Source organism: Vibrio sp. dhg (assembly GCF_003443775.1).
Lineage (GTDB): Bacteria > Pseudomonadota > Gammaproteobacteria > Enterobacterales > Vibrionaceae > Vibrio > Vibrio natriegens.
In genome coordinates this window covers 1,079,777-1,105,806 of record NZ_CP028943.1, presented here as the reverse complement: position 1 = coordinate 1,105,806, position 26,030 = coordinate 1,079,777, and the positions used below count along the sequence as shown (strand labels likewise).

The window sequence follows — 26,030 nt, the reverse complement described above, 5'->3', positions numbered from 1 at the left end:
AGCGAAAAAATTGCTGCTGATTATAACGTGAAATTACCTATTTCAGCAAAACTCTCGTAAAGTGATCGCAGGATTAAATGTAAAGAAGAATAATGGATAACTTACCCCTTCGACTTGGACTAACCATGTGGTCACATAACCTGTGGCAACAAAGCTTTTATGGTAGTGGCACAAAGCCAGCAGAGCGTTTAGAGAAGTACGCACAGGTATTCCATACTGTAGAAGGCAATACCACCTTTTATGCGACACCGTCACTTAGTACTGTTCAAAACTGGAAATCAGCAACACACGACGATTTCAAGTTTACCTTTAAGCTACCAAAAGCCATTACTCACCAGCAAATGCTTAGAGGATGTGATGAGCAGCTGCGAGACTTCATGAAAGTGATGGAACCACTCCATGAGCGAGTCGGTCAGTGGACAATCCAGTTACCAGCCGCTTTTGGTCCTGAATACCTCGACCGTTTAAAAAAGTTTTGCGCCAGCTTTCCACCGAATTTCCCTCTTGGTGTAGAAGTGCGTCATATGGCGTTTTTCTCCAAAGGTGATGATGAGCGAGCGCTCAATCAATGGCTGATAGAAAATGGTATCGACCGAATCATTATGGACAGCCGACCTGTGTTTGCAGCTAAACCAAATAGTGAAGCAATCATCGATGCGCAGATGAAAAAGCCCAAAGTGCCAGTACACGCGATTGCCACTGCTTCCCACCCGATGATCCGCTTTATCGGTCACCCGGAAGAACAGCAGAATTATGACTTTTTTAAGCCTTGGCTGAGCAAACTTCCACAGTGGATCAATGAAGGTAAACAGCCTTATGTGATGATCCATACCGCCGACAACATCATCGCACCAGAACTGGCTGCAAACATTTATAAGAATCTACAAAAGCACATTACGCTCCCTGATTTGGAGCCCTTCCCTGCCAATGATGGCAACTCCCAGTTACAGATGTTCTGATGCAATCTAAAGCAATGCATGACAGAGGCGCGAATTTCTCATAAAATACGCGCCTTTTTTGATGTCTGACGTTTTTTGAAGACTAGACGTTTTTGAAAACTAATAGTCCCGTCAGCTTGTATGCAGAGATTTGGTTATGAACCCTAAGAGCAATCCAGATACTATTTTTTCGGCTCCAATCGATAAAATTGGGGATTTCACGTTTGATGAACGCGTAGCGGAAGTCTTTCCAGACATGATTCAGCGCTCGGTACCGGGTTACAGTAACATCATTTCTGCGATTGGCATGCTGGCTGAACGCTTTGTTAAGCCGCACTCCAACATTTATGACCTTGGGTGTTCTTTAGGTGCAGCGACACTTTCAATGCGCCGCCATATTAAACAAGAAGGTTGTAACATCATCGCTGTCGATAATTCACCAGCCATGGTCGAACGTTGTAAGCTGCACGTAAACGCTTACCGCAGCGACACACCGGTAGAAGTCGTTGAACAAGATATTCGTAATATCGAAATTGAAAACGCTTCAGTGGTCGTCCTGAACTTCACACTTCAGTTTCTTTCTCCAGAAGATCGCTACACGTTATTAGAGAAAATCTACGCAGGTCTGCGTCCTGGCGGCATTCTGATTTTGTCTGAAAAATTCGTTTTTGAAGATGAAGTGTCTAATGAACTATTGATTGATCTTCACCACGACTTCAAACGTGCAAATGGCTACAGCGAGCTGGAAATCAGCCAAAAACGCAGCGCAATCGAAAATGTAATGCGTCCGGATTCTAAGAAAGACCATAAAGAACGTTTCGCAAAAATTGGATTCTCTAGCTACGACGTCTGGTTCCAGTGCTTTAACTTCGGCTCTATGTTTGCAATTAAGTAACCATTCGGATAAGTAAACATTCGAACTAAAACTCAATTTACTTTTACACCATCAACTCAGCGATTAACTAATTATGTTTAACTTTGCAAATTTCTATCAATTAATTGCCCAAGACACGCGTCTTCAACCGTGGCTAAACGTGTTACCACAACAGCTAACGGACTGGCAAAATGCAGAGCACGGTGACTTTGGTCGCTGGTTGAAAGCACTGAACAAAATTCCTGAGGGCTCACCGAATCAGGTTGACATTAAAAACTCAGTCACCATCAGCAATGACACACCTTTTCATGAAGGTGAACTGAAAAAACTAGAAAATTTGCTGCGTACCTTCCATCCATGGCGCAAAGGGCCGTACACAGTACATGGTATTCACATTGATACCGAGTGGCGCAGTGACTGGAAATGGGATCGTGTTCTTCCACATATCTCACCGCTAAAGAACCGCAGTGTGCTCGATGTTGGCTGTGGTAATGGCTACCACATGTGGCGCATGCTTGGTGAAGGTGCTCGTCTTTGTGTCGGCATTGATCCGTCTCACCTGTTCCTGATCCAATTTGAAGCGATCCGCAAACTGATGGGCGGCGATCAGCGAGCGCACCTGTTGCCATTGGGTATTGAGCAACTACCAAAACTAGAAGCGTTCGACACGGTATTTAGTATGGGTGTTCTGTATCACCGCCGTTCTCCGCTTGACCATCTAATTCAGCTCAAAGACCAGCTGGTTTCGGGTGGTGAGCTTGTATTAGAAACCCTGGTGATTGAGGGTGACGAAAACGCCGTTCTTGTACCGACATCTCGCTACGCTCAGATGCGCAACGTGTATTTCTTCCCTTCAGCAAAAGCACTCAAAGTGTGGTTAGAGCTGGTTGGCTTTGAAGATGTCCGTATCGTCGATGAGAATGTGACTACGGTAGGTGAGCAACGCACAACAGACTGGATGACTCACAATTCACTACCAGACTACTTAGATCCAAACGATCCGAGTAAAACAGTGGAAGGCTACCCAGCGCCACGCCGTGCAGTACTTGTGGCTCGTAAATCATAATTAACTTAGATTTCTGACATTTCCCTAACTCACTGCTTCTATTAAGACATTACCCTCTCATCTTATCTCTTCAAGGGTGTGGTTCGCACCCTTGATTCTAAGCTTTTCGTCACTATTCCTCACTCTATAAGAGATAGAGAAACATTCTTACTTGTGAGGCTTTGTTGATATAAGCTAAACTCTTAAAAATCAAACAACTTAATCCATCCCAAGGTTTTCAATGTTATTACGATTGACTCCGGTTGTTGCCATCGTCTTGCTATCTGGATGCACACTTACCAAAGGCGAACAGTACCACCAAGAAACGTTAGCCGCTATCCAATCCTCAGAAACAAATGTCAATAATCGTATTGCTACTCTGGAGCAGCAGCTCAGTAACCAATCGAACCATATCGACAACCTTGAAGGCGAAGTGACGACACTAAAAGGCGAGCTTCGTACATTCCGTGACGAAGCCATGGCCGAAGTCAAAAAGCCAAAAGATCCTATCATCGTTCAGGCTCCTACCCCCGTAGAACAGACGCCAACACATAACATTATTCTCGGTTCAATTGAGAAAGTGACCATAGATTCTATCAAGCAGACGTTCGATGCTCGTGTCGATACTGGCGCAGCCACTTCGTCTTTAAACGCTATCGATATTAAAGAGTTTGAAAGAAACGGAAAAAACTGGGTTCGCTTTCATTTGGCCGACAATACAAAGTCTGAAGAAGAAAAGAATATTTGGATTGAAGCTCCTGTCCTACGCTACGTGAAGATACGTCAATCCACGGCAGATGATCTTGATCGCAGAGCCGTTGTAGAACTGTGGGTCAAAGTTGGGAAAATCCATGAAAAAGCGCAATTTACGTTGGCAGATCGTTCCCATATGAACCATCCTATTTTACTAGGTAGAGAATTTATTCGCGACATCGCGTTGGTCGATGTTAGCCGCACATATATTCAAACAGAAGAAAACTAAGAATAATAAGGTAGATTATGACGTCAAAAATACCGTTTTACGTATCCGTCATTTTATTGGTGGTTGCGGGCATCGCTTTGAGTGTTTTCAGACACCAAAATTATGGCGTGCCATGGACTCCAGGTGAAACGCGTCAGGTATGGGATGTAGAAGCTCGTATAGAATTCAACGCTAACGGCAACGAAGTAAAAGCTTCCCTTGCCGCCCCTCATACTCAAAGTGGTTACACACTTATCGGCGAATCCGCTTCTTCTTCTGGTTATGGGGTCTCTTACATCAACTCAGACTCCGGACGTCGCGCAGAATGGTCAATCCGTCAGGCTCGCGGTCCTCAGACCATCTACTACAAAGCACAATTTCTGGTGGACCCACAAGCTCAGGTTACGCCTCTCCCACCAGCAGATGAGATTACTCCTCCAACGCTTTCAGCTCCGCAACAAGCTGCTGCAAACGCTCTGATTGAGCGAGCAATGAGCCGTTCAGCGGATAACGTGACATTTGCACGTGAACTGATCAAAACATTGAACGATCCAGACAGTCAAAACTCTGCGCTGCTACTGAACGATTTTGACCGTACCGATGCGTTACACAATATCCTTCTCTCAGCGGGTGTCCAAAGCAAAATAGTGGGTGTTATTGAGCTGGAAGATGGACGCCGACGCCAAACCATTCAACCAATGGTTCAGGTGTGGTCTGGTAAAGACTGGGTTCTGTTCTCTCCAAACTCAGAGCAAAAGGCCGTGCAACCTAACCTGTTGGTTTGGGATGAATCCAACGTATCGCTGCTCGATTTAGTTGGCGGCAATAATAGCCAAGTTCATTTCTCAATGATCAAGCAGGATATGACGCCTCAACAGGCCACCAACAACAAGATTGAAGCCGATGGCCTGATGAACATCTCTATTCATAGTTTACCTCTTGAAGAACAAGCTATGTTTAAGACCATCATGCTGATCCCAATTGGCGCGCTTATTGTGGTATTCCTGCGCGTAATCATTGGCCTTAAAACATCAGGTACCTTCATGCCGGTTCTGATTGCGGTCGCTTTCGTCCAAACGCAATTAATTACTGGTATTGTCGGCTTCTTGCTGATTGTCGGTACGGGCTTGATTATCCGAAGCTATCTATCGCGACTTAATTTACTTCTGGTCGCTCGAATATCGGCGGTTATCATCACGGTAATCATGATCATCTCGGTATTCACTGTCGTCGCATTTAAGATCGGTCTGACAGAAGGTCTGACGATTACCTTCTTCCCGATGATCATCTTGTCATGGACCATCGAACGTATGTCGATTCTGTGGGAAGAAGAAGGGGCGAAAGAAGTAGCGATGCAAGGTGGTGGCTCACTACTGACCGCAGTATTGGTTTATCTGGCGATGACCAATTCGTACATCCAGCACCTGACGTTTAATTTTATTGGTCTGCAGTTAATCGTACTGGCAGGGATTCTACTACTTGGTACGTACACTGGTTACCGCTTGACAGAACTTCGTCGTTTCAAACCGCTAGCGGAGGATTAAACGATGTTTGAACGTTATACCACGCCAGCAAAACTTCGCCATAAAGGTATTATGGGGATGAACAAGCGCAACCATAGCTATATTGGTCGCTACAATGATCGTTCCAAATATCCTTTAGTGGATGACAAGCTGAAAACTAAAATCATCGCTCAGGCAGCAGGGGCGACCGTCCCTGCCCTCATCGGCGTCATCCATAACCAAGCTGAAGTAAAAACCATCCACAACATGGTTAAAGAGTGGCCAGGCTTTGTAATTAAGCCTGCTCAAGGTAGTGGTGGTAAAGGTATTTTAGTTATCACCTCACACAAAGATGGCGTATACACCAAGCCTTCAGGTGCAACCATTGGCAAAGAAGAAGTAGAGCGCCACATCAGTAACGCGCTTGCCGGGCTATTTTCTCTTGGTGGTAAAAACGATGTTGCCGTCGTTGAGAACCTGATCAAGTTTGATGACTGCTTTGATGGTTTCAGTTATGAAGGTGTGCCAGATGTTCGAATCATTGTATTTAAAGGCTACCCTGTAATGGCGATGATGCGTTGTTCGACAGCCGCTTCTGATGGTAAAGCGAACCTTCACCAAGGCGCTGTGGGTGTGGGTATTGATATCGCCACGGGTAAAGCGATCAGAGCTGTACAATTTGACCAACCTGTCACTCACCACCCTGATACAGGAAAAGACCTTTCAACGCTGGAAGTTCCACATTGGGAGCGCTTGCTTGAACTGGCTTCTAGCGCTTGGGAAATGACAGGTCTAGGCTATATGGGCACAGATATGGTGTTGGACAAAGAAGAAGGGCCGATGGTTTTAGAGCTCAATGCGCGTCCGGGCCTGGCTATTCAAATCGCGAATGGCATGGGTTTACTGCCTCGTTTAAAACATATCGAAAGCCTTGGTACTCCGGCTGAATACCCTAAACCGAAAGAGCGCGTCGCCTACGCAGCAGCGCAGTTCAGCGTTAAACCGCAATTCTGATATCACTTCGCTCACTGAACCTCTAACATGTGGTTCAGTGAGTGCAATTAGCATAAATTCCTCTGATTGCTAGGTCACCTTTCATATTTGAGCGATATAGCTCGTTTTCAATTTAAAGCGCGAAAACGCTAGCCTCAATCAATGATCTATCTAACAAATTAAACATAGAACGTTTTTTTAATACTCAACATCTTGAGTATTATAATAGCTCCCCTAACTCAACTTATGAGGTTGAGACGTGTTAACAAAAGATACAACGAATAAAGAACCATCGCTTGTTGACCATGAGACTCTAGACCAGCATCTACAACGCTTGTCAGAGATTTCTATCCAGGCACTTGAAGAGCTTGCTGAAATGCTCGAAGTTAAAAAAGACGTTTCAGAGGAGTAGCATCTAGCCTTTGTATAAAGCTAAATGCTCAAAAAGCCGAGACTGCCGTCCTACTGTCTCGGCTTTTTTATTTTGGTTTTGACACCAGTTATTTTCCTAGCGGCCTACCCTACCTTAGGTATCATCGTTTCAGACTCAGAATATCCTGCATATTGTGACTTAATTTGATCGGAGATTTTTTCCGCAATCATGATGGTAGGTGCATTGGTATTTCCACCGATAAGCGTTGGCATTATCGATGCGTCAACCACTCTTAGCCCCTCTACCCCATGGACGACTAAATCCTTATCCACCACCGCCAGTGGATCATCCGCCGTTCCCATTTTACACGTACCCACCGGGTGATATTGGGTATCAGCCCGGTTACGGATATCCTGCTCAATGGCATGGTCATCATCAGCATCAACTGGATAAAAATTATCACCTCGAACGTCATCAAATGCCTGACTTTCCATCATCTGGTGTTGCTTCTTCCACGCTTTGATCATGATGCCGATATCATCCGGGTGGTTTAAAAAGGCAGGATCAATCAGCGGCGCGTCATAAGGGTCAGCACTTTTAAGTTTGACGGTTCCCTTACTTTTTGGCCTTAGTAGCGTCACGTGAGAGCTATAACCGTGGCTAAGGTGGACCTTACGTGCATGATCATCAACCACTCCCACCACAAAGACGAACTCCAAATCAGGCACATCAATATTGTCATCAGAGTAAAGAAAGCCGATTCCTTCAGCAAAGTTACTGCTCATTTTGCCACTACGCTGGTTCATCCACTGAGGCAACGCTTTACCCATTTCAGAAACCATTCGTAGCGAGACGCCGAAAGACTCTCTCTTATCAAGGCATTTGTAGCTGTGTACTAAATCAATATGGTCTTGTAAGTTTTCGCCAACACCCGGTAACTCATGAACTTGCTCAATATTGTGCTTATCGAGATCAGCTTTGGCTCCAATACCCGATAAAAGTAAGATCTGTGGAGAACCAAATGCGCCTGCCGATAAAATCACTTCACGATTGCATTTAATTTGGAAACGCTTCCCTTTCAAACCGTATTCGACGCCAATCGCACGCTTTCCTTCAAAAAGAACCTTATGCGTGGTGGCTTTGGTCAGTACCGTTAGATTGGTCCGGCTTAAGTGTGGTGTCAGATACGCTTTTGCTGCACTGCATCGCTCACCATCTCGTTGAGTCACTTGCGTGTAAGTCGCGCCAAACTGTTGTGCGCCATTAATATCTGCACTGCGGGGCACTCCGATGGACTCACAGGCCGACAAATATCGTTCAACAAGTTTACTCGGAGAGCGCAAGTCAGCGACATTCAAAGGCCCGCCCTGACCATGATATTCATTGTGGTGAACCTCGTTGTTTTCCGCTTTTTTGAAATACGGCAAACATTCGTCGTAGCTCCAGCCAGTATTACCTAGACTTGCCCACAAGTCGTAATCATACCGGTTCCCTCTCGAGTACATCATGGCATTAATCGAGCTCGAACCACCTAACGCTTTTCCTCTCGGTTGATAACCTTTACGACCATTTAATCCGGTTTGTGGCACCGTTTCAAAGCCCCAGTTATGTAACTTGGTCGGCAGCATAGCCACCGTGCCGACAGGGGTTTGAATAAACGCACTGTTGTCTTTGCCACCAGCTTCTAAAAGACAAACTGTCACCTCTGGGTCTTCAGATAAACGCGAAGCTAAAACGCAACCTGCAGAGCCACCACCGACAATAATGTAATCGTAGCTTTCCATTACCGGCCTCCCAAAGAAAGTGAATGAACGTTACTCTCTTGCCATTGATGCAGGTAAGTCATGCCACTTGAAGAAAGACGCAACACGCAAATGCGTAATCCTTTCGCTGATTTCGTCATATTTCATCCTTGAATTGATTAGGTCGTTACAAACGTACTAAGTACGGCGCGGCAGTGCCGCGCCAAGGCGGTAGTCAGAAGGGCAAGGCTTCATATCCTGATGAATCCACTAACTGTCTCCCTCAATACCAAGAGGCGCGGTGTCAGTTATTTTTTATTCTTTAATCGCGGGTCCGGCTTGCCGACAAAAACACGCAGTATCAGCTTTTGTACCCAACTTCCGTATGGGGGTGAAAAGAGCTGAACTGGAAACCAGTCTCGCATTTGCAATACAGAACGTGCATGGCTCAACTCTCTGAACCCTTCTTCACCGTGGTAATTCCCTATCCCTGAATTACCTACCCCGCCAAACGGCACCGAGTGATTGAGAACATGCCAGCCCCAGTCATTCAAGGTGACGCCACCACTATGAGTCTGTGTCAGCACAGTTTCACGCTGCGTCTCATCGTTAGTAAACAGGTAGCAAGCGAGGGGACGTGGTTTGTCAGTAATATATTGAATTACGTCATCAATGGATTGATAAGTATGAACAGGAAGCAACGGGCCAAAGATCTCTTCCTGACAAATACGCATATCTGGTGTCAGGTTGGTCGCGATATAGAGCGGCGTTTTACGTCCTTCTCCACCGTCCAGACATTGCGTGATCTCAGCGCCCTTTTCTTTTGCATCATTCAGTAAGTCATGGAATCGCTTATGCTGTGCATCATCCACGAGCGCGGTATAGTCCTGATTCGCTTTAATCTCGCCATACATGGATTGGTGAGCAGCTTTTAGTGCTTCGACAAACTCTTGCTGTTTGCCCTTCGGTACAAAAGCGTAATCTGGGGCGATGCAAATTTGTCCCGAGTTCATCCCCTTACCGTGTGCAAGGCGTGCCGCCGCTTTTTTAACATCGTAATCTTCAAATACTATCGCAGGCGATTTACCACCTAGTTCAAGCGTTACCGGAGTTAAATTGGCAGCAGCGTTTGCCATAATGGTTCTGCCACTTTTTGGCGATCCGGTGAAGACCAAATGGTCAAACGGAAGGTGGGATATTTCCATTGCTTCAGGGTGCGTGCCGTCGACAACGCGCACCAAGTTATCCGGGTAAATCTCCGCTAACATGCGGCGTAACTGTTTTGTCGTCGCAGGGCAATTTGGTGGCATTTTGATCATGCAGCGGTTACCAGCGGCTAATGCGGTAATCATTGGTCCAATCGACAAGTAAATAGGGAAATTCCACGGACAGATAATACCTACCACGCCTTTCGGCTGATAACGGATTTCAAGCTTATTGCCTTTAAACAACCATTCTGTTGGTCGTCTGCTTGGTTTCATCCAGCTTTTCAGGTGACGGAGCACATGGTTGATATCAAGAATCGGAGCAAGAACATCAGCCATGATTGATTCTGTGTGACTGCGACCGCCAAAGTCTTCATTCATTGCTTCCGCTAACACATTCTGATAGCGAGAAAGTTGTTTTTTCAAAGCTCCTAGCCGATGTTTTCTGACGGCTAACGTTGATAACGGCTCCGCTTGATAGGCAGTTTTGAGTTCAGCGAACCAGGTAGCCAATTCGCTAGAATTGAGGTTTTCAGGCACGTCCATGTTTTGGTTGTTATCAACCGTCTCATCTTGCTTTGCCAGCATATTCATATTTCTCTCCCACCATGCGATTTATTGCATTACAACATTTTGATAACATTAATCACAGGTTACAAAATGACAAAAACCGGTGATATTCGGACAACTTTGAGAACAACCTGACAGAAAGCCTCGGTCAGACCAGTTAGGATTATATCGAACGTAGAGGGAGAAACGATGGAATACACCGCGGTTTATGAGCCAGATACACAAGCTTTCGGCATTTTAGATTTACAACTACTCAGGCGTTACTTAGAGCCCAGTGTCAGTGTCGAAGCGTTACTTGACGGCAGCGGTATCAGTGCTTCTCAGCTTTACGCACCAGACACTCATATCACCCTGACACAAAAGCTGATTATCTTCAGTAACGCCCTTAGCCACTCAAAAGAACCAAGTTTAGGGCTTAGTATGGGTCAACAAGCCAAGTTCAGTGATTTTGGGGTACTCGGCTATGCCGTGTTGAGCAGTAACACACTATTTGATGCGTTAGTGATGGGGTTTAAGTATCTGCGTCTCGCGGGGCCCGTTCTGAAAAAGAAGATGTGGGTTGAAGACAACTTAGGTTATTTCCGTGCCGAGCAATTAATTGACCTTCAATCCATGTTGCCATTTTGCTGCGAATACTGGTTTTCCACCATCCAGAACCTATGCGAAGAAGTCATGCAGCACCCATTCCCGTCCAAAGTCATTCGCTTTCCTTATCCTGAGCCTGAGTACAGCGCGTTATATAAGCAAGTTTTTCATTGTGACATCGAGTTCGATAGCGAGCGATTGGAATGGCAATTTGATGCGCAGAGCATTTACCAACCACTGCCTGCCGCGAACCCCATCACATTACAAATGTGCCTCAAATCTTGCGATGAGATGCTGGCAAAAGTCAGTGGCAGTAACGGCTTAAAAGACAAAATAACCCAGATATTTATTGAGCGTCCGGGCAACTACCCTTCTGTGGAAACGCTGTCAGCCGAGCTGGGCATGTCGTCAAGAACATTAAGTCGTCACCTTAAGCAGGAAAATACCAGCTATCAGCAAATTCTCGATCAAGTCCGCTTTCATCTCGCACGACATTACCTGGCATCTACCCAAATCAGTATTGAAGATATCTCCGAACGTGTCGGTTTTTCGGACAGTGCAAACTTCCGCCATGCCTTTCGCAAATGGAGTGGCTGTTCGCCAAGGCAATATCGGCAAACCGCTTCTATAGAAAACACGCAGGTTTAATTAAAGCGCTGCGACTTAACCATAAAAAATGCCCGCTATCGTTAGCGGGCATTTAACTTCAAAACAGAAGATTAAGATTCAAACTCTTCTGCCATTTCCTGAGCTTCGCTCTTCGGCTTATCTGTCTTACCGAAGCCGCGCAGACCCACAACGTGTACATGCTCGTGATCTTTAAACACCTTACGCACCAGTTTGTAAGTTGTGCCTTTCTCTGGGCTGATGTTTTCTGGCGCAGCAATCAGAAGCTGCATATCCAGACGGTCACACAGTTCGAATAGTGTCGAGATAGATCTCGCATCCAGACGCGCCGCCTCATCAAGGAACAACAGACGACAAGGAATGATGTCTTTACTACGCAGACGACGGGATTCTTCTTCCCAACTTTGCACCACCATCAGCAGGATCGACTGACCCGTACCAATCGCCTCACCAGTAGATAGCGCGCCAGACTCAGCCTGTAGCCAACCTTCTGAACCACGGTTCACTTCCACGCTTAGTTCCAGGTAGTTACGGTAATCAAGTAACTCTTCACCAAGAACCTGTGGAGAACGTTGCCCCATGTCGATATGTGGGTTTACACGTTGGAACAGCTTCGCCATCGCTTCTGAGAAAGTAAAGCGTGAAGACTCAAACAGGTCTTTATGTTGCTCCTGCTGAGAAGAAAGACCATGCAATAGCACTTCGTGGCTTTCGCGGATCTTCACGTTCAAACGAACCCCTTTCACCTGACCAAACGAGATGTTCGACAAGCCTTGGTTCAGCATACGAATACGGTTTTGCTCACGCTGAATCGTCTTCTTAATGATGCTTGCTGCAGACTCAGAACTGATCGCCAGACGGTTTTCACGTTGAGTCAGCTCCTCCGTCAGACGCGCCAGTTCCACTTCCATTTCTTCGATTGCTTCTACCGGATCATCGGTACGGATGATGTCCTGACGAATACGCTCACGCAGATGCTGGTAAACAGCAATGTAGAACAGAACTTTACGCTCAGGACGTGAGTTATCTTCCGAAAGACGCAGTGAATCACGCAGGTCGTCATTGTTCGCGACAGCCAGACGCAGCGCACCCAGCGATTTATCCGACATTGAACGCAGTTCGTCAGCAGACATGTACGCCAGTTCGCGTTTGTGCAGACGACGCTCAACATCGTTTTCACGAGCAAGACGAAGTACCGAGCACCAGCCCGCTTTTGCGGCTACGACAAAAGTGCGAAGCTCAGTGTACTCTTTCTGAACTTTCTTCAGACGCTTCGCCAGACCTTTCATCTCTAGCTCAGTCGAAGTGATGGTGCGCTCGTACTCACTCTTACGGCTGCGTGATGAGTGTAAACGCTCGTGCAGCTCGTCACGACGACGCATTGCACGCTCTTCTGCGCCTTCATCCGCATTAACACCGAATTCTTGCAGCTCCTGCTTGAATTCCTGAACGGTTTCCAGTTTCGCTTGGTGTGAGCTTTTCAGCGAAGCCAATACTTGGTTGTACTGGTTCATCTGACCTTGCGCTTGTTTCAGCGCTTCACGAGAACGAGTACGCATTTGCTCAGCCTGAACCAGCTTCGCTTTTAGCTGCTCGCTCAACTCGCTGCTCTTGTTCAGCAGATCAACCGAATCTGAGTATGCAAAGTAGTGACGACGTTCAACTAAATCGGACAACGCGAAAATTTGTTTCTTCAATTCCTGAAGCTGCTCGTCAGCCGCCTTGTATTCGGCTTCAAGCGCATCAAACTGCTCTGGGTCTGCATCCAGAGCTGAAACAACTTTCTCAAGCTCAGTCACGGCTTTCGCGTGTTGGTTGAGGAACGATTTTGCTTCTGACAGTTGCGAGATTTTCTCTTCCAGCTCATCAAAACGGGCTTGAAGTGTGTCGTCTTCAATCAATGCCATGTTTGGTGCAAGTTTGTCCAGTGAAGACAGAGCTTGCTTGCTGGTTTGAAGCTGAGAACGTTGCTGTTGTTCTTTTGCTTCCAAATCAGCCAGTACACGTGCGATTTGGTTACGCTTTTCACGTACATTTGCCAATGCTTGTTCAGGATCAGCTTCAAACGCGACCTGAATGTGATGAGCCACAAACTGGTTGAACGCTTGGTACAAACGCTGCATTTTCTGCGAGTCGAATGCCGCCTTGGCATGCTTCTCAACCACTTCTTCACGTTCGTTACGCAGCAGCTCTAAACGTTGCTCGCGTGCCGCACGGCCGAACAGTGGGATTTCAGGGAAGCGAGAGTAACGCATTTGACGATCGTTCATACGAACGCATACAGCGCCTTCTAGCTCTTCTGCGTCGAATGAGCTGTCATCAAAGGCATCAATGTCGCCTTCAATGATGTACAAATCTTCCGGACAGTCGTCCAGCTCAACCAATTTCTCTTCGATGCCGGACAAATCTGAAACGACAATGGCGTGGCGCGCTGGGCCATACATCGCACTGAAGTAAGGCGCGTCATCGATGGTAATGTCGTCATAGATTTCCGAAAGTAATACACCACCCAGCGTGTCAGCCAGACCTTTAAGGCGGGGATCATTAGAACCACCCGGTGATGCAAGACGTTCGATTTCATTTTCTAGTTGAGAACGACGTTCAGCCAGTTTGTCTTTTGCCAGAGACTGTTCTTTCTCTTGCTCAAGAACCACCTGCATATGGCTCATTACTGCATGACGATCTTCTAGCTCGACACCGCTTTGCTCACGTAGCTTTTCCAACGCATCATTGGCTGCAATCCACGTTGGTGCAATGGCTTCAAGCTTTTTGATTTCAGCTGCAGAATCCTGTTCTAGTCGACGCTGTTCACTGCGTTGTTCACGCACGTCTTCTTGCGTCAATTCCAGCGATTCAATTTGCATTGCGTGACGCTCACGCTCCTGCTCGAAGGTGATTTCGTCAGTCAGTTCAACATGGAATTGCTTCTTGTAATCGGACACCAACTCGTTTGCCTGACGCTGCTGATTTAAGCTACGCTCAAGATCGCGATGTTGTGCTCGCCACTGTTGCTCATTCTGAGCGATTTGCTGTGAGTCACGCGCTTTAGCGATGACTTTTTTCGCCTGTTCAGACGCATCTTTACGCTCAACTTGACCAACGATGCTTTGTACTAGCTTCAGCGCCGTTTCGAACTGCTCCGCAGCTGCCGATGACATATCCAGCTTGTGCTTAACAGACAGTAACGCATTGGTGCTTTCTGTTTCTTTGTTCTTAAGTTCAGCCACTAACGCTTGCGCTGACTCAGCCGTTAGGCTGTCATCACCCAGTAGCTGCTTCGCTTTATCCAGTGCCTGAACCGCTTGCTGGTATTGAAGAGCACGTGTTTGCTGAACGTCCAGCGCTTGCTGGTAATCAGCAAGTTGCGTTTTAAGGCTATCGACTTCTTCTTCAGAAACGGTCGCTTGCTCTTCAGCGTTCATCACGCGTTCTTGAGCTTCTTCAACGACCATCATCTGTTCTTCAAGACGTTCGCTGAGCTCTTCCAGATCTTCCTGGTAACGTTCGATCTTCTCTTGCTGACGCAGTGCATTTTGCACCAGTTGCAAGTGATCCGACGCGGCTTGGTAGTCCTGCTCTAACGCAGATTCTGAGTCAATCAGCAGCTCAAGCTCTTCTTGCACGCGGTTAAGCAAATTATTTTGCTCAATCAAGGTCTCGCGAGAGCCAAATAGCTCAGAACGCAGAGACAACGTTTGTTCTAGCTTGTTGCGGCGATCGTTGGCGTGACGCATGTAGTCTGCAGCCACGTAGTTGGTAGACTCGGTGATCAAATGTTTGAATAAGTCACGGTCAGCCTGCGTGGTTTTGATCGCTTCTAACGTCATGCGGTTTTCGCGCAGCGCGGATTCCATATCCTGGAATGCTTTCTTCACGCCACCGTTTTGTGGCAGAAGGTAGTCACGCAGCGAGCGAGTAATCGCACTCGAAATACCACCGTAAAGTGATGCTTCAATCAGACGGTAGAATTTTGAGCGGTCACCTGAGTTGCGCAGCTTCTTCGGAATCACACCGAACTCAAACATTTGCGCATGGTAATCGACGATAGATGAGAAGGCTTTAAATTGAACGCCTTCAAACTCTGAGATTACGTCTTTAACTTCGTTAATCTGACGTACACGAGCTTGTGTCGCAGAAACGCTCTCAACAAGAACATCCGTCGGTTTCACGTGGCTAGGAAGGCCTTGAATAACAAACGGTTTGATGTCTACTTTCTTATCACGGCCCGCGACTTGCTGCAGTTTTACTGCAAATAGTAAACGTTGGTTACGTGAGTTAACCACATCCAGCGCCGCATAACACGCACCTGGTTGCAGCTTGCCGTACAAACCTTTATCGCGAGACGATTGGCTACTGCCCGCTTCCGTGGTGTTACGGAAATGAAGTAGCGTTTGGTCAGGAATCAAAGCAGTGATAAACGCCGCCATCGTGGTTGATTTACCTGCACCGTTACCACCAGAAAGCGTCGTAACCAGACCATCGATATCAAAAGTACGGGCAAAGAAACCGTTCCAGTTGACCATGGTCAGCGATTGATATTTACCGCGTTCAATCATGCTCATGCTTCACCCTCTTCTGTCATTTCTTCTTGGGCTTGTTCTTCTTGATCGTCTTCAGACAACAGACTGCCTTGGCTTGGTTCTTTGGTATGAACCACGGCTTCACCGTCACGGATCAGACGCAGTTGAGCTTCACGCATATCGTCACCAACACGAACGTCGGCACCAAAACGGAATACTGCTTCACTGATACTGAATTTACCGGTTTCACCGATATTGATGATCATACCTAGACGACGCAGACGACGCAGTGAAGTGCGTACTTTTTCAAACAGCTTCTCTTTATCGAGGTCTGAACCCGTCGCGCGGTTGGTCACCAGCTTCATCAGCTTGTTTTCATCCGCCAGCGCCAGCATCTCGTCATAGAGTTCCTGATTGGTAAAGATGCCTTCATGAGCCAGACGCTCGGGGCTCAGGTAAAGGAAACACAACACCTTACCCACCAGCATATCCAGTTCAGACAGGACGCTACGGCCAATCAAAGACGTAGAACGTGGACGAAGGTAGAAGAAACCTTCCGGTGCTTTCACCAACTCAGTGTTGTAACGCTGGTAGAAAGAAGACAACTCAAGTTCAAAATCCGACAACAATGCGTGGTTGTCCAAATCTTCGCTTGAGATATGACGCCCTGCTCGTAGCATGCTGTCTAATGCTGGGAACAGAGGGTTAGAAATTGCTTTTGCCAGTTTATCTGACATATATTCATTAGTATCGGTCGATGACATTCGCTTGTACCTTTGCCCCAAATTCGTTGATTGATTTCCAGTCTGGCTGAATGGCTTGATAATCCGATTCTGAATAGCCCAGACGAACGGCCTGATCAACAATAATTCGGGCTAAATCAAAGTGATGAGTAAATGGGTGTTGTGCAAGGTAATCTCGCAGTACCACGCTCAAGTCGATTGGTGTGCCCTGATCTTTATGGGCTTTTAGCATGTCACCAATACGCTCTGATAACTCATCATTGACTTGTTGAAATTCTTCGTATTCCACTTCCATCGGAACTTGGCCTGTTACCTCGTCATCACGCAGTACCAGAGCTTCGTCACGAAGGTCGGATAATCGCTCAGCATCTGCATAAGTCAGATACCAAGGCATATCAAAGTAATCTTTTATCGATTGACGCAATCGAGAACTGAACGCACGGTTCTTATCCATATCGATGGCGGTACGGATAAATTTATGTACGTGTCGGTCGTAGCCAATCCAGAGATCGATCGCTTGCTGGCCCCAACTGGTGATTCGGTCCAGCTTCATTTGCAGACCAAACAGGGCTTCTTCAATAAACTCAAGCTCAGGATCGCCATAAACAAGCTCCTGAATATCGAGGATCTGAGTTTGCAGCTCATCACTTGCTGCCTGCAAGGTATCTTGAAGTTCACGCAGCGTGCTCGACGTTTCTGACAATAACGCTTCACAGTTATTAATCGCTTCGCGCCAATCCTTATTCAGCAAGTCAGCAATCTGCTGTTTTACAGATTGTTGCTGCTCGTCCATAACACGCTGGTTAAGATCGATTTGATCGAAGATCTCGCCTACGGAATATTTAAGTACGCCATACACGTTTTTCTTCCAGTGACCCGGTGTGCCACCTTTTTGGGCTGCTTCAATTGCTTTCGCCATTTCATCCGCAACCATAGACAGCTGAATAGAAAGGCGAAGTTTTGAAAACTCACGATGACGGACGTAATAGTCCGTGATGCCTATCGCCAGCGGCGACAAACGGTAAATACTCGCCCCATCCGTCACCTCACTGACGAAGCGACTGATCAAACGCTGCTTAACCATCTCATTGATGGCATTGTTCGCTCTGAAAGCAGAGGCTTCCCCCGTTTCATCAAATAATCGAGTAACGATAGTGAACGCATCGTGCAGTTCACCTTCACCCAATTCATCGTCAAACCTTTCATTACTTAGTACTGCGATGGCAATCAAAAATGCCAAGCGCTCTGTGGTCAGGTTCAACGAGAAATCTTGCTGCTTAACCCAGCCAACCAATTCATCAATAGGTTGTTCTGCAGCATCGAGAGTCATCTCACTCATTGTTATTCCTGTTTTTCTTTCTTTTTGGCCCACACGTGAATGTAGCGACCTAATGAGAGGTATGGCTCTTGTCGACAAAGTTGTTTTTCTAGCGCCAACACATCTTCAAACTCGTAATCACCCATGTATTGCATATTTCCTATGTAATCACTGAATGAGCGAATACCAGATTTACCACAAATACTGAACCCGGAGTCTTCTATCCATTGGTAAACTTCTTCTGGTTTCAGACCTTTTTGCGGCTGTAGTTTAAATCTTTTTCGGTGGGGCATGCCGTCCAAAATATGAGGAATGTTGCCACAAACCACATTTTTGTAGACTAAACCATGGTGGTTATAGAACATTATCGATGCAATGCCCCCCGGTTTGACTTGTTCCAGTACCGTTTCAAGCGCCGTCTTAGGATCGACCAGCCACTCCATCACTGCATGAAACATGACAAGATCCACCTGGCTGTCCATGTGCTCGCCAATGGACTGGACAGGTGAATGAATCAGGCGATACTGCTCAAGCAAACCATTATTTTCAATATCCTGTTTGGCTAGTTGCAGCATTTCCGAAGATAGATCACATAAAGCGACACGATGTCCGAGCTTAGCAAGCTTTTGAGACATTTGTGCTAAACCACCACCTGCATCTAAAACTTCTAGGGGTTGCTGGTCTGCCTCTAATTCACTTAGAATCTGTAGAAAATCTTCCCACACAATGATTTGGCGGATCTCCCCTTTATCGGAGCCGTAAATATTTTTTGCAAATTTGTGGGCGATATCGTCGAAATTGCGGTCTTCTGTCACTTCTGCTGAGTTATCATATCGGATTGTGTCGCTATTCTGGCACAAGGAAAGCAGGAATAAAGAGGAATACCCTCATTTTTATTTTCAATTGATGTTTTTTCGGACTATTTATGTATGTTTGAGCTGAAAAAAGTAGTGTCAGCTTTGCTCATGCCCCTACCAGCATTGCTGCTGATAGGATTATTGGGCCTGGCTCTCATTAGTTTTACCACTAAGCGTAAAACCGGCTGCTTCGTTGTTTTATTCTCATTTGTCGGCATTTTCCTTGTTGCCTTCCAGCCTGTTTCAAGCAAGCTTCTTATGCCATTGGAACGTGAACACAAAGCGTTTCTACCCGTTTCAGGGACCATCGACTACGTGATGGTACTCGGCAATGGTCATGTTATCGATGACGAAATTCCACCCACTTCTCAGTTAAGTCGTGCCGCGCTAATGCGTTTGACCGAGGGAATCCGAATTTTGCGCATGTATCCTGGCGCCAAATTGATTCTGTCCGGCTATGACGGCGGTTCTGAAATCAGCCATGCGCGTATGATGGCAAACGTGGCTCTGGCGCTCGGTGTAGCGAAATCCGATATTATTTTATTGGAAGACGCCAAAGACACGTGGGAAGAGGCACGTCAGGCTGCGGCGTTTGTCCAGCAAAAGGAAATGGTTTTAGTTACCTCGGCGAGCCATATGAGCCGGGCGTTGTATGAATTTAATGCAGCAGGCATAAAACCAATCCCGGCGCCGACAAACTACTTGGCGATTGAGAATGTCAATCAAGCTTGGAATAAATACTCGCCAAAAGCACGTTACTTAGAACAAACGGAGCTTTTCTGGCATGAGTACCTTGGCAGCATTTGGCAACGCTTACGTGATGTCGTCGGCGAAACACCTATGGTCGAGCCACAGTAGTTAATGAGTTAACGCCATTACTCAATGCAATTTGCACAGACAAAAAAGGAGAGCAAGCGCTCTCCTTTTTCGTTCTTATCTCGTCTCGTGGTGGTGATTAATCACCAGCAAACATGTAGCCCTCACCATGAACCGTAACAAAAATTTGCGGGTTTTTAGGATCAAATTCCATCTTCGCACGCATACGACGAATCAAGACATCTATCGTACGGTCATTCGGTGCATCAACACGATGGCTGATCATATTCAAAATGCGTTCGCGGCTTAGTACTTGATTCGGGTAAGACGATAACGCCACCAAAAGCTCGTATTCGGCTTTGGTTAGTTTTACTGGCTCACCATTACGACTCAGCGCTCGACGCTGGATATCAAACGTCCACTCGCCAAAACGAACAATATGTTGCTCGTTGGTTTCGTTTGCCTTACTTGATCCATCGCGAGCGATCGAAATACGCCACAGCAGGTTTTTGACACGAACTAATAACTCGCGCAGTTCAAAAGGTTTGGTGACATAATCGTCTGCCCCCATTTCCAGGCCAACAATTTTGTCGATGCTATCCGTGCGTCCTGTAACTAATATGATACCAATATCCGATTGGCTACGTAATTCACGCGTAAGCATCAGGCCGTCTTCACCCGGCAAGTTAATATCCAGCATGACAAGATCAACATCACCAGCTTGCAGCACTTCACGCATTTGCGTGCCGCTCTCTGCTTCACTAACTGTATAACCTTCATTTTGGAAATAACCCGCTAGCTTACTACGCGTTACAACATCATCTTCTACGACTAATACGTGATAGCTCATTTACACCACTTTCTGTCATTTTATTATTCGAGATGTATTCTATTCATAACTATTAACATTTCTAGTCATTGGCTGACTAAAAAGCAAGATTTAGTGATTTTGTTGATTCAAGACAAGCTTAGCGAACCCTGTTAATAAATGGACATATTTCGCCATAAAACATCATAGTTATAGTTACTGCTGTTCATTTTAATTGATTACACTTAAAGGACATCTGAATTTGATTTTGTGATGCCAGAAAGAAGGCATCATTCAGGAGCCTAAAATGCAAGAAGTGAAAGCTTTTAACGAAAAACGCGCCGAAATTTATTGGTGGTTTTCTAGCTTATTCGCCAAAGAACTGACAGACAAAGAGCTGGAGGCTTACCACAGTGTTGAAATTCGCAGCTTTTTGGCGGGCTTAGGTGAAAATGAATCTCTCAAACCTTCCATTGATAGCCTCGTCGACGCACTAAATCGCCTGCAAGACCGCGAAGATGCTCAGCTAGAGCTTGCTGCTGACTTTTGTGAATTATTCTTGAAGACAGAAAAGTACGGCGCGCTTCCCTACGCTTCCATGTACATTGGTGAATCTGGTTTACTCAACGACAAACCCGCCGAAGAGATGGAAAAGTTGATGGCTGAGTTTGGTGTCCAAGTGGACGACCGTCTAAAAGAGCCAGCCGACCACTTAGCGGTAGAACTGGACTTCCTGGGTAACATGATCATTCGCTCTAATGAGTTTGAGCAAGAAAAGCACATGGAAGAAGCCTTTGTTAAACAAAATGAATTCATCGAAAGCCAACTCATGTCCTGGTTACCGAAGTTCGCTCACAAGTGTCAGCAACTGGATGAATTTGGCTTCTACGCCAGCGTCGCGCAACTATTAATTGCATTTTGTAAACTGGACAGCGCTTACCTTCTTGGTGAATAATTGCCGCCTATTTTAGGGAGCCTGTCTTTTAGGTTCCCTATCTTTTATTCGTTAACTATATAAATCGTTCCAATCGCTCGCTTTTTAGCAATCAAAATGTGACTTATTAGGCACAAAACCATTGCTTAAATTATTGCCAGCTTGCCCGCATAGGGCTAAAATGTGAACGCAAACGATTAAATATGATTTTAATGTAAACCGCTGAAATAAAGCGGTTTTTGTGTTTTCTTAATAGGTTGATAACGATTCTTCATTCGATGGAAGAAATGAGCTTTATCAACCACTGTCGCTACATACCCTCTACCGACTTCGGAGTAACCACTGCTAAACATACTCAGCGCCATTGTTTTTGTTGCGCTAAGTTTACAAAAGACGAACAGCAAAAAGGTTTATCCTCCGCGGTATATTCGTAGCTCGAAACAGGACACCATGTATGGCCACTATAAAAGACGTTGCTAGATTAGCCGGCGTTTCTACAACTACAGTTTCGCACGTTATCAACAAGACGCGTTTTGTTGCAGAAGCAACACAAGAAAAAGTAATGAAAGCCGTTGATGAGCTTAACTATGCACCAAGTGCGGTTGCTCGTAGCTTGAAATGTAACTCAACTCGCACCATCGGCATGTTGGTGACACAATCTACCAACCTATTCTTCTCTGAAGTCATCGATGGTGTAGAGAGTTACTGCTACCGCCAAGGCTACACGCTGATTCTGTGTAACACTGGTGGTATCTATGAAAAGCAAAGAGATTACATCCGCATGCTCGCTGAAAAGCGTGTAGATGGCATACTGGTGATGTGTTCTGACCTGACAGAAGAGCTGAAGCAAATGCTTGACCGTCATGCAGATATCCCGAAAGTTGTCATGGACTGGGGCCCAGAAAGCTCGCAAGCAGACAAAATTATGGATAACTCGGAAGAAGGCGGTTATATCGCGACCAAGTACCTGATTGATAATGGTCATACTGATATTGCTTGCTTGAGTGGTCACTTTGAAAAACTCGCTTGCCAAGAGCGCATTGCGGGCTACCGTCGAGCGATGGCAGAAGCCAACATTCCTGTCAATGAAGACTGGATTCTTGAAGGTAACTTTGAATGCGATACCGCAGTTTTGGTCGCAGACAAAATTACCGCGATGGAGAAACGCCCTACTGCGGTATTCTGTTTCAATGACACGATGGCGTTGGGCTTGATGAGCCGTCTACAACAGAACGGTATTAAGATTCCTGACGACGTCTCTGTTATTGGTTACGACAATATCGAATTGGCAGAGTACTTCTCTCCGCCGCTTACAACGATTCACCAGCCAAAACGCCGTGTCGGTAAAAATGCTTTCGAGATTCTGCTTGAGCGTATTAAAGACAAGCAACACGAAAAACGCATTTTTGAAATGCAGCCAGAGTTGGTCGTTCGAAATACTGTTAAAAAACTCAAATAGTTACTAACAAGCGCTCTCCGGAGCGCTTATTTTTTATCCGAAAATTAACTTTTATCGCACTCTTTGTTCACTACAGTCAGTAAACGTTTTATAAGTTACTGTTTTGTATAAACACAACCCATCTCACATAACCTAGCCACTCGCACTCAAACTCCAATCTTAAATATGAAACAAACACCATAAAAGCACTGCGTTTTACTGAAGCAATATCACACTTTGATCTCTAGATTGTGATGTTAATTCAAGATAAAAAGTATTCTCAACATGTCACGCACAGGGCAAACCATCCGAAAGGGTGGGACGCAAAGCTTCCGGCCTTAACCATTTTATAAATGGAAGGTAGCGGGGTTACCGATGGCAAATATGCATATGATGAGTTTACCCTTTAATGACATTGTGCTTGCATGTATTTGCTACTCTCTCGGACCTGACTTTTGGTGGCGTAATAATAATTACACCGAGATAACACATCATGGATAAACCGATACTCAAAGATTCTATGAAGCTATTTGAGGCACTTGGTACGATCAAGTCGCGCTCAATGTTTGGTGGCTTCGGACTTTTCGCTGATGAAACGATGTTTGCACTGGTTGTGAATGATCAACTTCACATACGAGCAGACCAGCAAACTTCATCTAACTTCGAGAAGCAAGGGCTAAAACCGTACGTTTATAAAAAGCGTGGTTTTCCAGTCGTTACTAAGTACTACGCGATTTCCGACGACTTGTGGGAATCGAGTGAACGCTTGATAGAAGTAGCGAAAAAGTCGTTAGAACAAGCCAATTTGGAAAAAAAGCAACAGGCAAGTAGTAAGCCCGACAGGTTGAAAGACCTGCCTAACTTACGACTAGCGACTGAACGAATGCTTAAGAAAGCTGGTATAAAATCAGTTGAACAACTTGAAGAGAAAGGTGCATTGAATGCTTACAAAGCGATACGTGACTCTCACTCCGCAAAAGTAAGTATTGAGCTACTCTGGGCTTTAGAAGGAGCGATAAACGGCACGCACTGGAGCGTCGTTCCTCAATCTCGCAGAGAAGAGCTGGAAAATGCGCTTTCTTAATCTGTAGGTATAAACCTATCGTACGTATAAAAACCGCAGCTTTGACTGCGGTTTTTTTTGAAATTTTTTCCAGGCTCAACCTGTCTATTACTCCATATATCAATCAAATAATATCAAGTAACATATTTCATCAATGGTATCTGTTAACCTTTTAGAACAAGGCTATCCTTCTGGAGTACGACAATGAATAAAAAACTGGTTTTTGGCTTAATACTGCTATTAACGATCATTTTATTAGCTGTTAACTTTAGCCAGTACCTCACTTTAGAGAACGCCAAAGCGCAGCAAGAGGCTCTTAACGCCTATATTGACCAGAGATTTATCTTGGCGGTTACGGTTTATTTTGCGGCCTATGTGGCTATCACTGCGTTTTCTATTCCCGGTGCAGCGGTCGTTACTCTGTTAGCCGCAGCTCTATTCGGCTTTTGGACTAGCTTACTTTTAGTCTCGTTCGCCAGCACCATCGGGGCAACGCTGGCTTTTCTGAGTAGCCGTTACTTGTTACGAGATTGGGTACAAAGCAAATTTGGTTCAAAGCTCACCGCGATTAACGACGGCGTCAAAAAAGACGGTTCATCCTACCTACTCTCATTAAGATTGATCCCTGTGTTCCCTTTCTTTCTAATCAACCTATTAATGGGATTAACCCCGATGTCTGTTGGCCGCTTTTATTTGACCAGCCAAATAGGAATGCTTCCAGGCACCGCTGTTTATCTCAATGCCGGAACTCAACTGGCAACGATTGAAAGCCTCTCGGATATCGTCTCACCGAGCGTGTTAGCTTCATTTGCGTTGCTTGGGCTTTTTCCTATCATTGCTAAATGGCTGATGAATAGATTCAGACCCACTCAAGTACAGCCAAATGGAAACCCTTGATGAAGATATTTATAGCGAGAAATCCGGCAGAAGCGCATATCGTTTGTGAGTTGCTGAGAACCGAGCAAATTCTTTGTGAAGTTCGCGGTGAAGGTCTTTTCGGATTGAAGGGGGAACTACCATTCGGGGATGATACCGACCCGTACGTGTGGTTATTGAATCCAGAACAAAAGATGAAAGCCTTGGCTATTATTGAAGCCTATCAAAAACAGACTCAGCCAAACACCTATCAAGATTGGAAATGCCCTCAATGTTCGGAAATCAATGAAGGGCAATTTGGCGCGTGCTGGCGTTGTGGCCACCACATTGAGTAAGCGTAATGGCGCCAGTCACCTAGAAACGTTAAGCAACTAATGTTTGCTGTTTGATAAACTCAATCGAGTACTGATTAAAGTCTTCCGGACGTTCTACATTACAAACATGGCCACAGTTGGGGATCTCACGGAGCACACTCAGTTTATGTGCTGCAACCATCTCTTTAACCGGCTGGATGAACATATAATCTCTGTCACCCATTAAGTAGAGAGTGGGAATCGCTAATTCTCTGTCTTTAAAGTACTTCATTAACGGATTCACATCCGCCGCCAAGATAAACCAGCGCTTAAACTCTTTTTGGCAGAGCTTTTTGGCTTCCCTGATAAACAGGTGGCGAGATTCGCGTTGATTGCGCTGTGGCATCACGATATAAGCGAACAGTTTATACAGCCACATGTAAGGCAAGATATGTTTGCCAAAGTTGCCCAGTTTGACGAGGATTTGTGAGCGTGTATTGAGACGAGTAACCGCTCCACCTAACACCATTGAATTCACACGTTCAGACGCCAACTCCGCAATGTTTCGAACAATGATCGTCCCTAATGACATGCCGACAAAATGCGCGGATTGGATTTTTAAGTGATCCAACACTTTCAAAATATCTTGGGTAACTTCAGTAAAGGTATAGCGACTGGTAATGAGTTCTTTTAGTAACTGATTTGACTTGCCATGCCCTCTTAGATCAATGAGCACTAAATTAAAGTGCTGCTTATAGGCTTTTATTTGCTTAAACCAAATCGAAGAACTGCCACCAGCACCATGCACGAAAACAACCCACTCATTACTGGTGGGGTGCAAGTAGGTTTTATGGAAAAGTAGTGGCTCAGTCATATACCAGTAATAATAGTATTGTTATTAATTTAGAGGAAGCAATCCTATCACACTAGGATTGCTCACGATAACAAA

General features: G+C 45.6%; 22 protein-coding genes and 1 riboswitch. Of the genes, 14 read left to right on the top strand and 8 right to left on the bottom strand.

All coding sequences use genetic code 11. The features are described from left to right. Nucleotides 1–92: 92 nt before the first annotated feature. From DBX26_RS05155 to DBX26_RS25415, 7 genes are all read left to right on the top strand, one after another. Entirely contained in the window at nucleotides 93–959 is an 867-nt protein-coding gene (locus DBX26_RS05155; RefSeq protein WP_162889667.1) for a DUF72 domain-containing protein, read from the top strand. A 136-nt stretch (nucleotides 960–1,095) separates the two neighbouring features. Continuing rightward, nucleotides 1,096–1,833 (top strand): carboxy-S-adenosyl-L-methionine synthase CmoA, encoded by a 738-nt coding sequence (gene cmoA / locus DBX26_RS05150; RefSeq protein ID WP_118118093.1) that lies wholly within the window; start codon nucleotides 1,096–1,098, stop codon nucleotides 1,831–1,833. 73 nt (nucleotides 1,834–1,906) lie between these two features. Then, nucleotides 1,907–2,878 carry a tRNA 5-methoxyuridine(34)/uridine 5-oxyacetic acid(34) synthase CmoB gene (gene cmoB / locus DBX26_RS05145; RefSeq protein ID WP_014231349.1) on the top strand — a complete coding sequence of 324 codons (972 nt, stop codon included), beginning with the start codon at nucleotides 1,907–1,909 and terminating at the stop codon, nucleotides 2,876–2,878. Between the two features lie 220 nt (nucleotides 2,879–3,098). Continuing rightward, the gene (locus DBX26_RS05135; protein WP_020332890.1) at nucleotides 3,099–3,839 is read left to right on the top strand and encodes an ATP-dependent zinc protease; all 741 of its coding nucleotides are present in this window, start codon (nucleotides 3,099–3,101) and stop codon (nucleotides 3,837–3,839) included. Between the two features lie 17 nt (nucleotides 3,840–3,856). Beyond that, entirely contained in the window at nucleotides 3,857–5,362 is a 1,506-nt protein-coding gene (locus DBX26_RS05130; protein ID WP_020332889.1) for an inactive transglutaminase family protein, read from the top strand. A gap of 3 nt (nucleotides 5,363–5,365) precedes the next feature. Continuing rightward, nucleotides 5,366–6,334, top strand: coding sequence for an alpha-L-glutamate ligase-like protein (locus DBX26_RS05125; protein WP_118118091.1), 969 nt, complete (start codon nucleotides 5,366–5,368; stop codon nucleotides 6,332–6,334). Nucleotides 6,335–6,572: 238 nt separating this feature from the next. Then, nucleotides 6,573–6,725 carry a hypothetical protein gene (locus DBX26_RS25415; protein ID WP_014231345.1) on the top strand — a complete coding sequence of 51 codons (153 nt, stop codon included), beginning with the start codon at nucleotides 6,573–6,575 and terminating at the stop codon, nucleotides 6,723–6,725. A gap of 104 nt (nucleotides 6,726–6,829) precedes the next feature. Here the strand turns inward: DBX26_RS25415 and DBX26_RS05120 are convergent, their stop codons facing one another. Together DBX26_RS05120 and DBX26_RS05115 are read right to left on the bottom strand one after the other, a co-directional pair. Continuing rightward, the gene (locus tag DBX26_RS05120; RefSeq protein WP_118118088.1) at nucleotides 6,830–8,470 is read right to left on the bottom strand and encodes a GMC family oxidoreductase; all 1,641 of its coding nucleotides are present in this window, start codon (nucleotides 8,468–8,470) and stop codon (nucleotides 6,830–6,832) included. Nucleotides 8,471–8,736: 266 nt separating this feature from the next. After that, nucleotides 8,737–10,227, bottom strand: a complete 1,491-nt coding sequence (locus DBX26_RS05115; RefSeq protein WP_118118086.1) for a coniferyl aldehyde dehydrogenase — start codon at nucleotides 10,225–10,227, stop codon at nucleotides 8,737–8,739. A 165-nt stretch (nucleotides 10,228–10,392) separates the two neighbouring features. Here DBX26_RS05115 and DBX26_RS05110 point away from each other — a divergent pair, with 165 nt between their 5' ends. After that, complete coding sequence (locus DBX26_RS05110; RefSeq protein ID WP_118118084.1) at nucleotides 10,393–11,436, top strand: AraC family transcriptional regulator; 1,044 nt, start codon at nucleotides 10,393–10,395, stop codon at nucleotides 11,434–11,436. 71 nt (nucleotides 11,437–11,507) lie between these two features. Here DBX26_RS05110 and mukB read toward each other — a convergent pair whose 3' ends face one another. Genes mukB through cmoM form a run of 4 tightly spaced genes read right to left on the bottom strand, consistent with a single transcriptional unit; the run spans nucleotide 11,508 to nucleotide 18,811 of the window. Continuing rightward, nucleotides 11,508–15,971 carry a chromosome partition protein MukB gene (gene mukB, locus DBX26_RS05105; RefSeq protein WP_118119751.1) on the bottom strand — a complete coding sequence of 1,488 codons (4,464 nt, stop codon included), beginning with the start codon at nucleotides 15,969–15,971 and terminating at the stop codon, nucleotides 11,508–11,510. Between the two features lie 2 nt (nucleotides 15,972–15,973). Next, nucleotides 15,974–16,699 (bottom strand): chromosome partition protein MukE, encoded by a 726-nt coding sequence (mukE, locus tag DBX26_RS05100; protein ID WP_014231340.1) that lies wholly within the window; start codon nucleotides 16,697–16,699, stop codon nucleotides 15,974–15,976. Then, nucleotides 16,680–18,017 (bottom strand): chromosome partition protein MukF, encoded by a 1,338-nt coding sequence (gene mukF / locus DBX26_RS05095; protein ID WP_065296603.1) that lies wholly within the window; start codon nucleotides 18,015–18,017, stop codon nucleotides 16,680–16,682. Before mukF ends, mukE begins: the two co-directional genes overlap by 20 nt. Before the next feature lie 2 nt (nucleotides 18,018–18,019). Beyond that, the gene (cmoM, locus tag DBX26_RS05090; RefSeq protein ID WP_014231338.1) at nucleotides 18,020–18,811 is read right to left on the bottom strand and encodes a tRNA uridine 5-oxyacetic acid(34) methyltransferase CmoM; all 792 of its coding nucleotides are present in this window, start codon (nucleotides 18,809–18,811) and stop codon (nucleotides 18,020–18,022) included. A gap of 114 nt (nucleotides 18,812–18,925) precedes the next feature. Between cmoM and elyC the strand changes: the two genes are divergently transcribed. Continuing rightward, a complete protein-coding gene (elyC, locus tag DBX26_RS05085; protein WP_014231337.1) occupies nucleotides 18,926–19,711 on the top strand; it encodes an envelope biogenesis factor ElyC in 786 nt (261 codons plus the stop codon). A 97-nt stretch (nucleotides 19,712–19,808) separates the two neighbouring features. Here the strand turns inward: elyC and torR are convergent, their stop codons facing one another. Beyond that, nucleotides 19,809–20,519 carry a two-component system response regulator TorR gene (gene torR / locus DBX26_RS05080; RefSeq protein WP_020332877.1) on the bottom strand — a complete coding sequence of 237 codons (711 nt, stop codon included), beginning with the start codon at nucleotides 20,517–20,519 and terminating at the stop codon, nucleotides 19,809–19,811. Between the two features lie 265 nt (nucleotides 20,520–20,784). Between torR and torD the strand changes: the two genes are divergently transcribed. From torD to DBX26_RS05055, 5 genes are all read left to right on the top strand, one after another. Then, a complete protein-coding gene (torD, locus tag DBX26_RS05075) occupies nucleotides 20,785–21,432 on the top strand; it encodes a molecular chaperone TorD (RefSeq protein WP_014231335.1) in 648 nt (215 codons plus the stop codon). 433 nt (nucleotides 21,433–21,865) lie between these two features. Further along, complete coding sequence (gene purR, locus DBX26_RS05070) at nucleotides 21,866–22,870, top strand: HTH-type transcriptional repressor PurR (RefSeq protein ID WP_118118082.1); 1,005 nt, start codon at nucleotides 21,866–21,868, stop codon at nucleotides 22,868–22,870. Between the two features lie 267 nt (nucleotides 22,871–23,137). Continuing rightward, nucleotides 23,138–23,226: riboswitch (cyclic di-GMP riboswitch) on the top strand. A gap of 116 nt (nucleotides 23,227–23,342) precedes the next feature. Further along, entirely contained in the window at nucleotides 23,343–23,933 is a 591-nt protein-coding gene (locus tag DBX26_RS05065) for a TfoX/Sxy family DNA transformation protein (RefSeq protein WP_020332876.1), read from the top strand. Between the two features lie 183 nt (nucleotides 23,934–24,116). After that, the gene (locus tag DBX26_RS05060) at nucleotides 24,117–24,809 is read left to right on the top strand and encodes a TVP38/TMEM64 family protein (protein WP_118118080.1); all 693 of its coding nucleotides are present in this window, start codon (nucleotides 24,117–24,119) and stop codon (nucleotides 24,807–24,809) included. After that, nucleotides 24,809–25,123: a DUF2007 domain-containing protein gene (locus tag DBX26_RS05055; RefSeq protein ID WP_118118078.1), complete on the top strand. Its 315-nt coding sequence runs from the start codon at nucleotides 24,809–24,811 to the stop codon at nucleotides 25,121–25,123. The genes DBX26_RS05060 and DBX26_RS05055 overlap by 1 nt, the downstream gene beginning before the upstream one ends. A 28-nt stretch (nucleotides 25,124–25,151) precedes the next feature. On the opposite strand, the gene DBX26_RS05050 is transcribed toward DBX26_RS05055, so the two are convergent. Beyond that, the gene (locus tag DBX26_RS05050; protein WP_014231330.1) at nucleotides 25,152–25,955 is read right to left on the bottom strand and encodes an alpha/beta fold hydrolase; all 804 of its coding nucleotides are present in this window, start codon (nucleotides 25,953–25,955) and stop codon (nucleotides 25,152–25,154) included. Nucleotides 25,956–26,030: the final 75 nt, after the last annotated feature.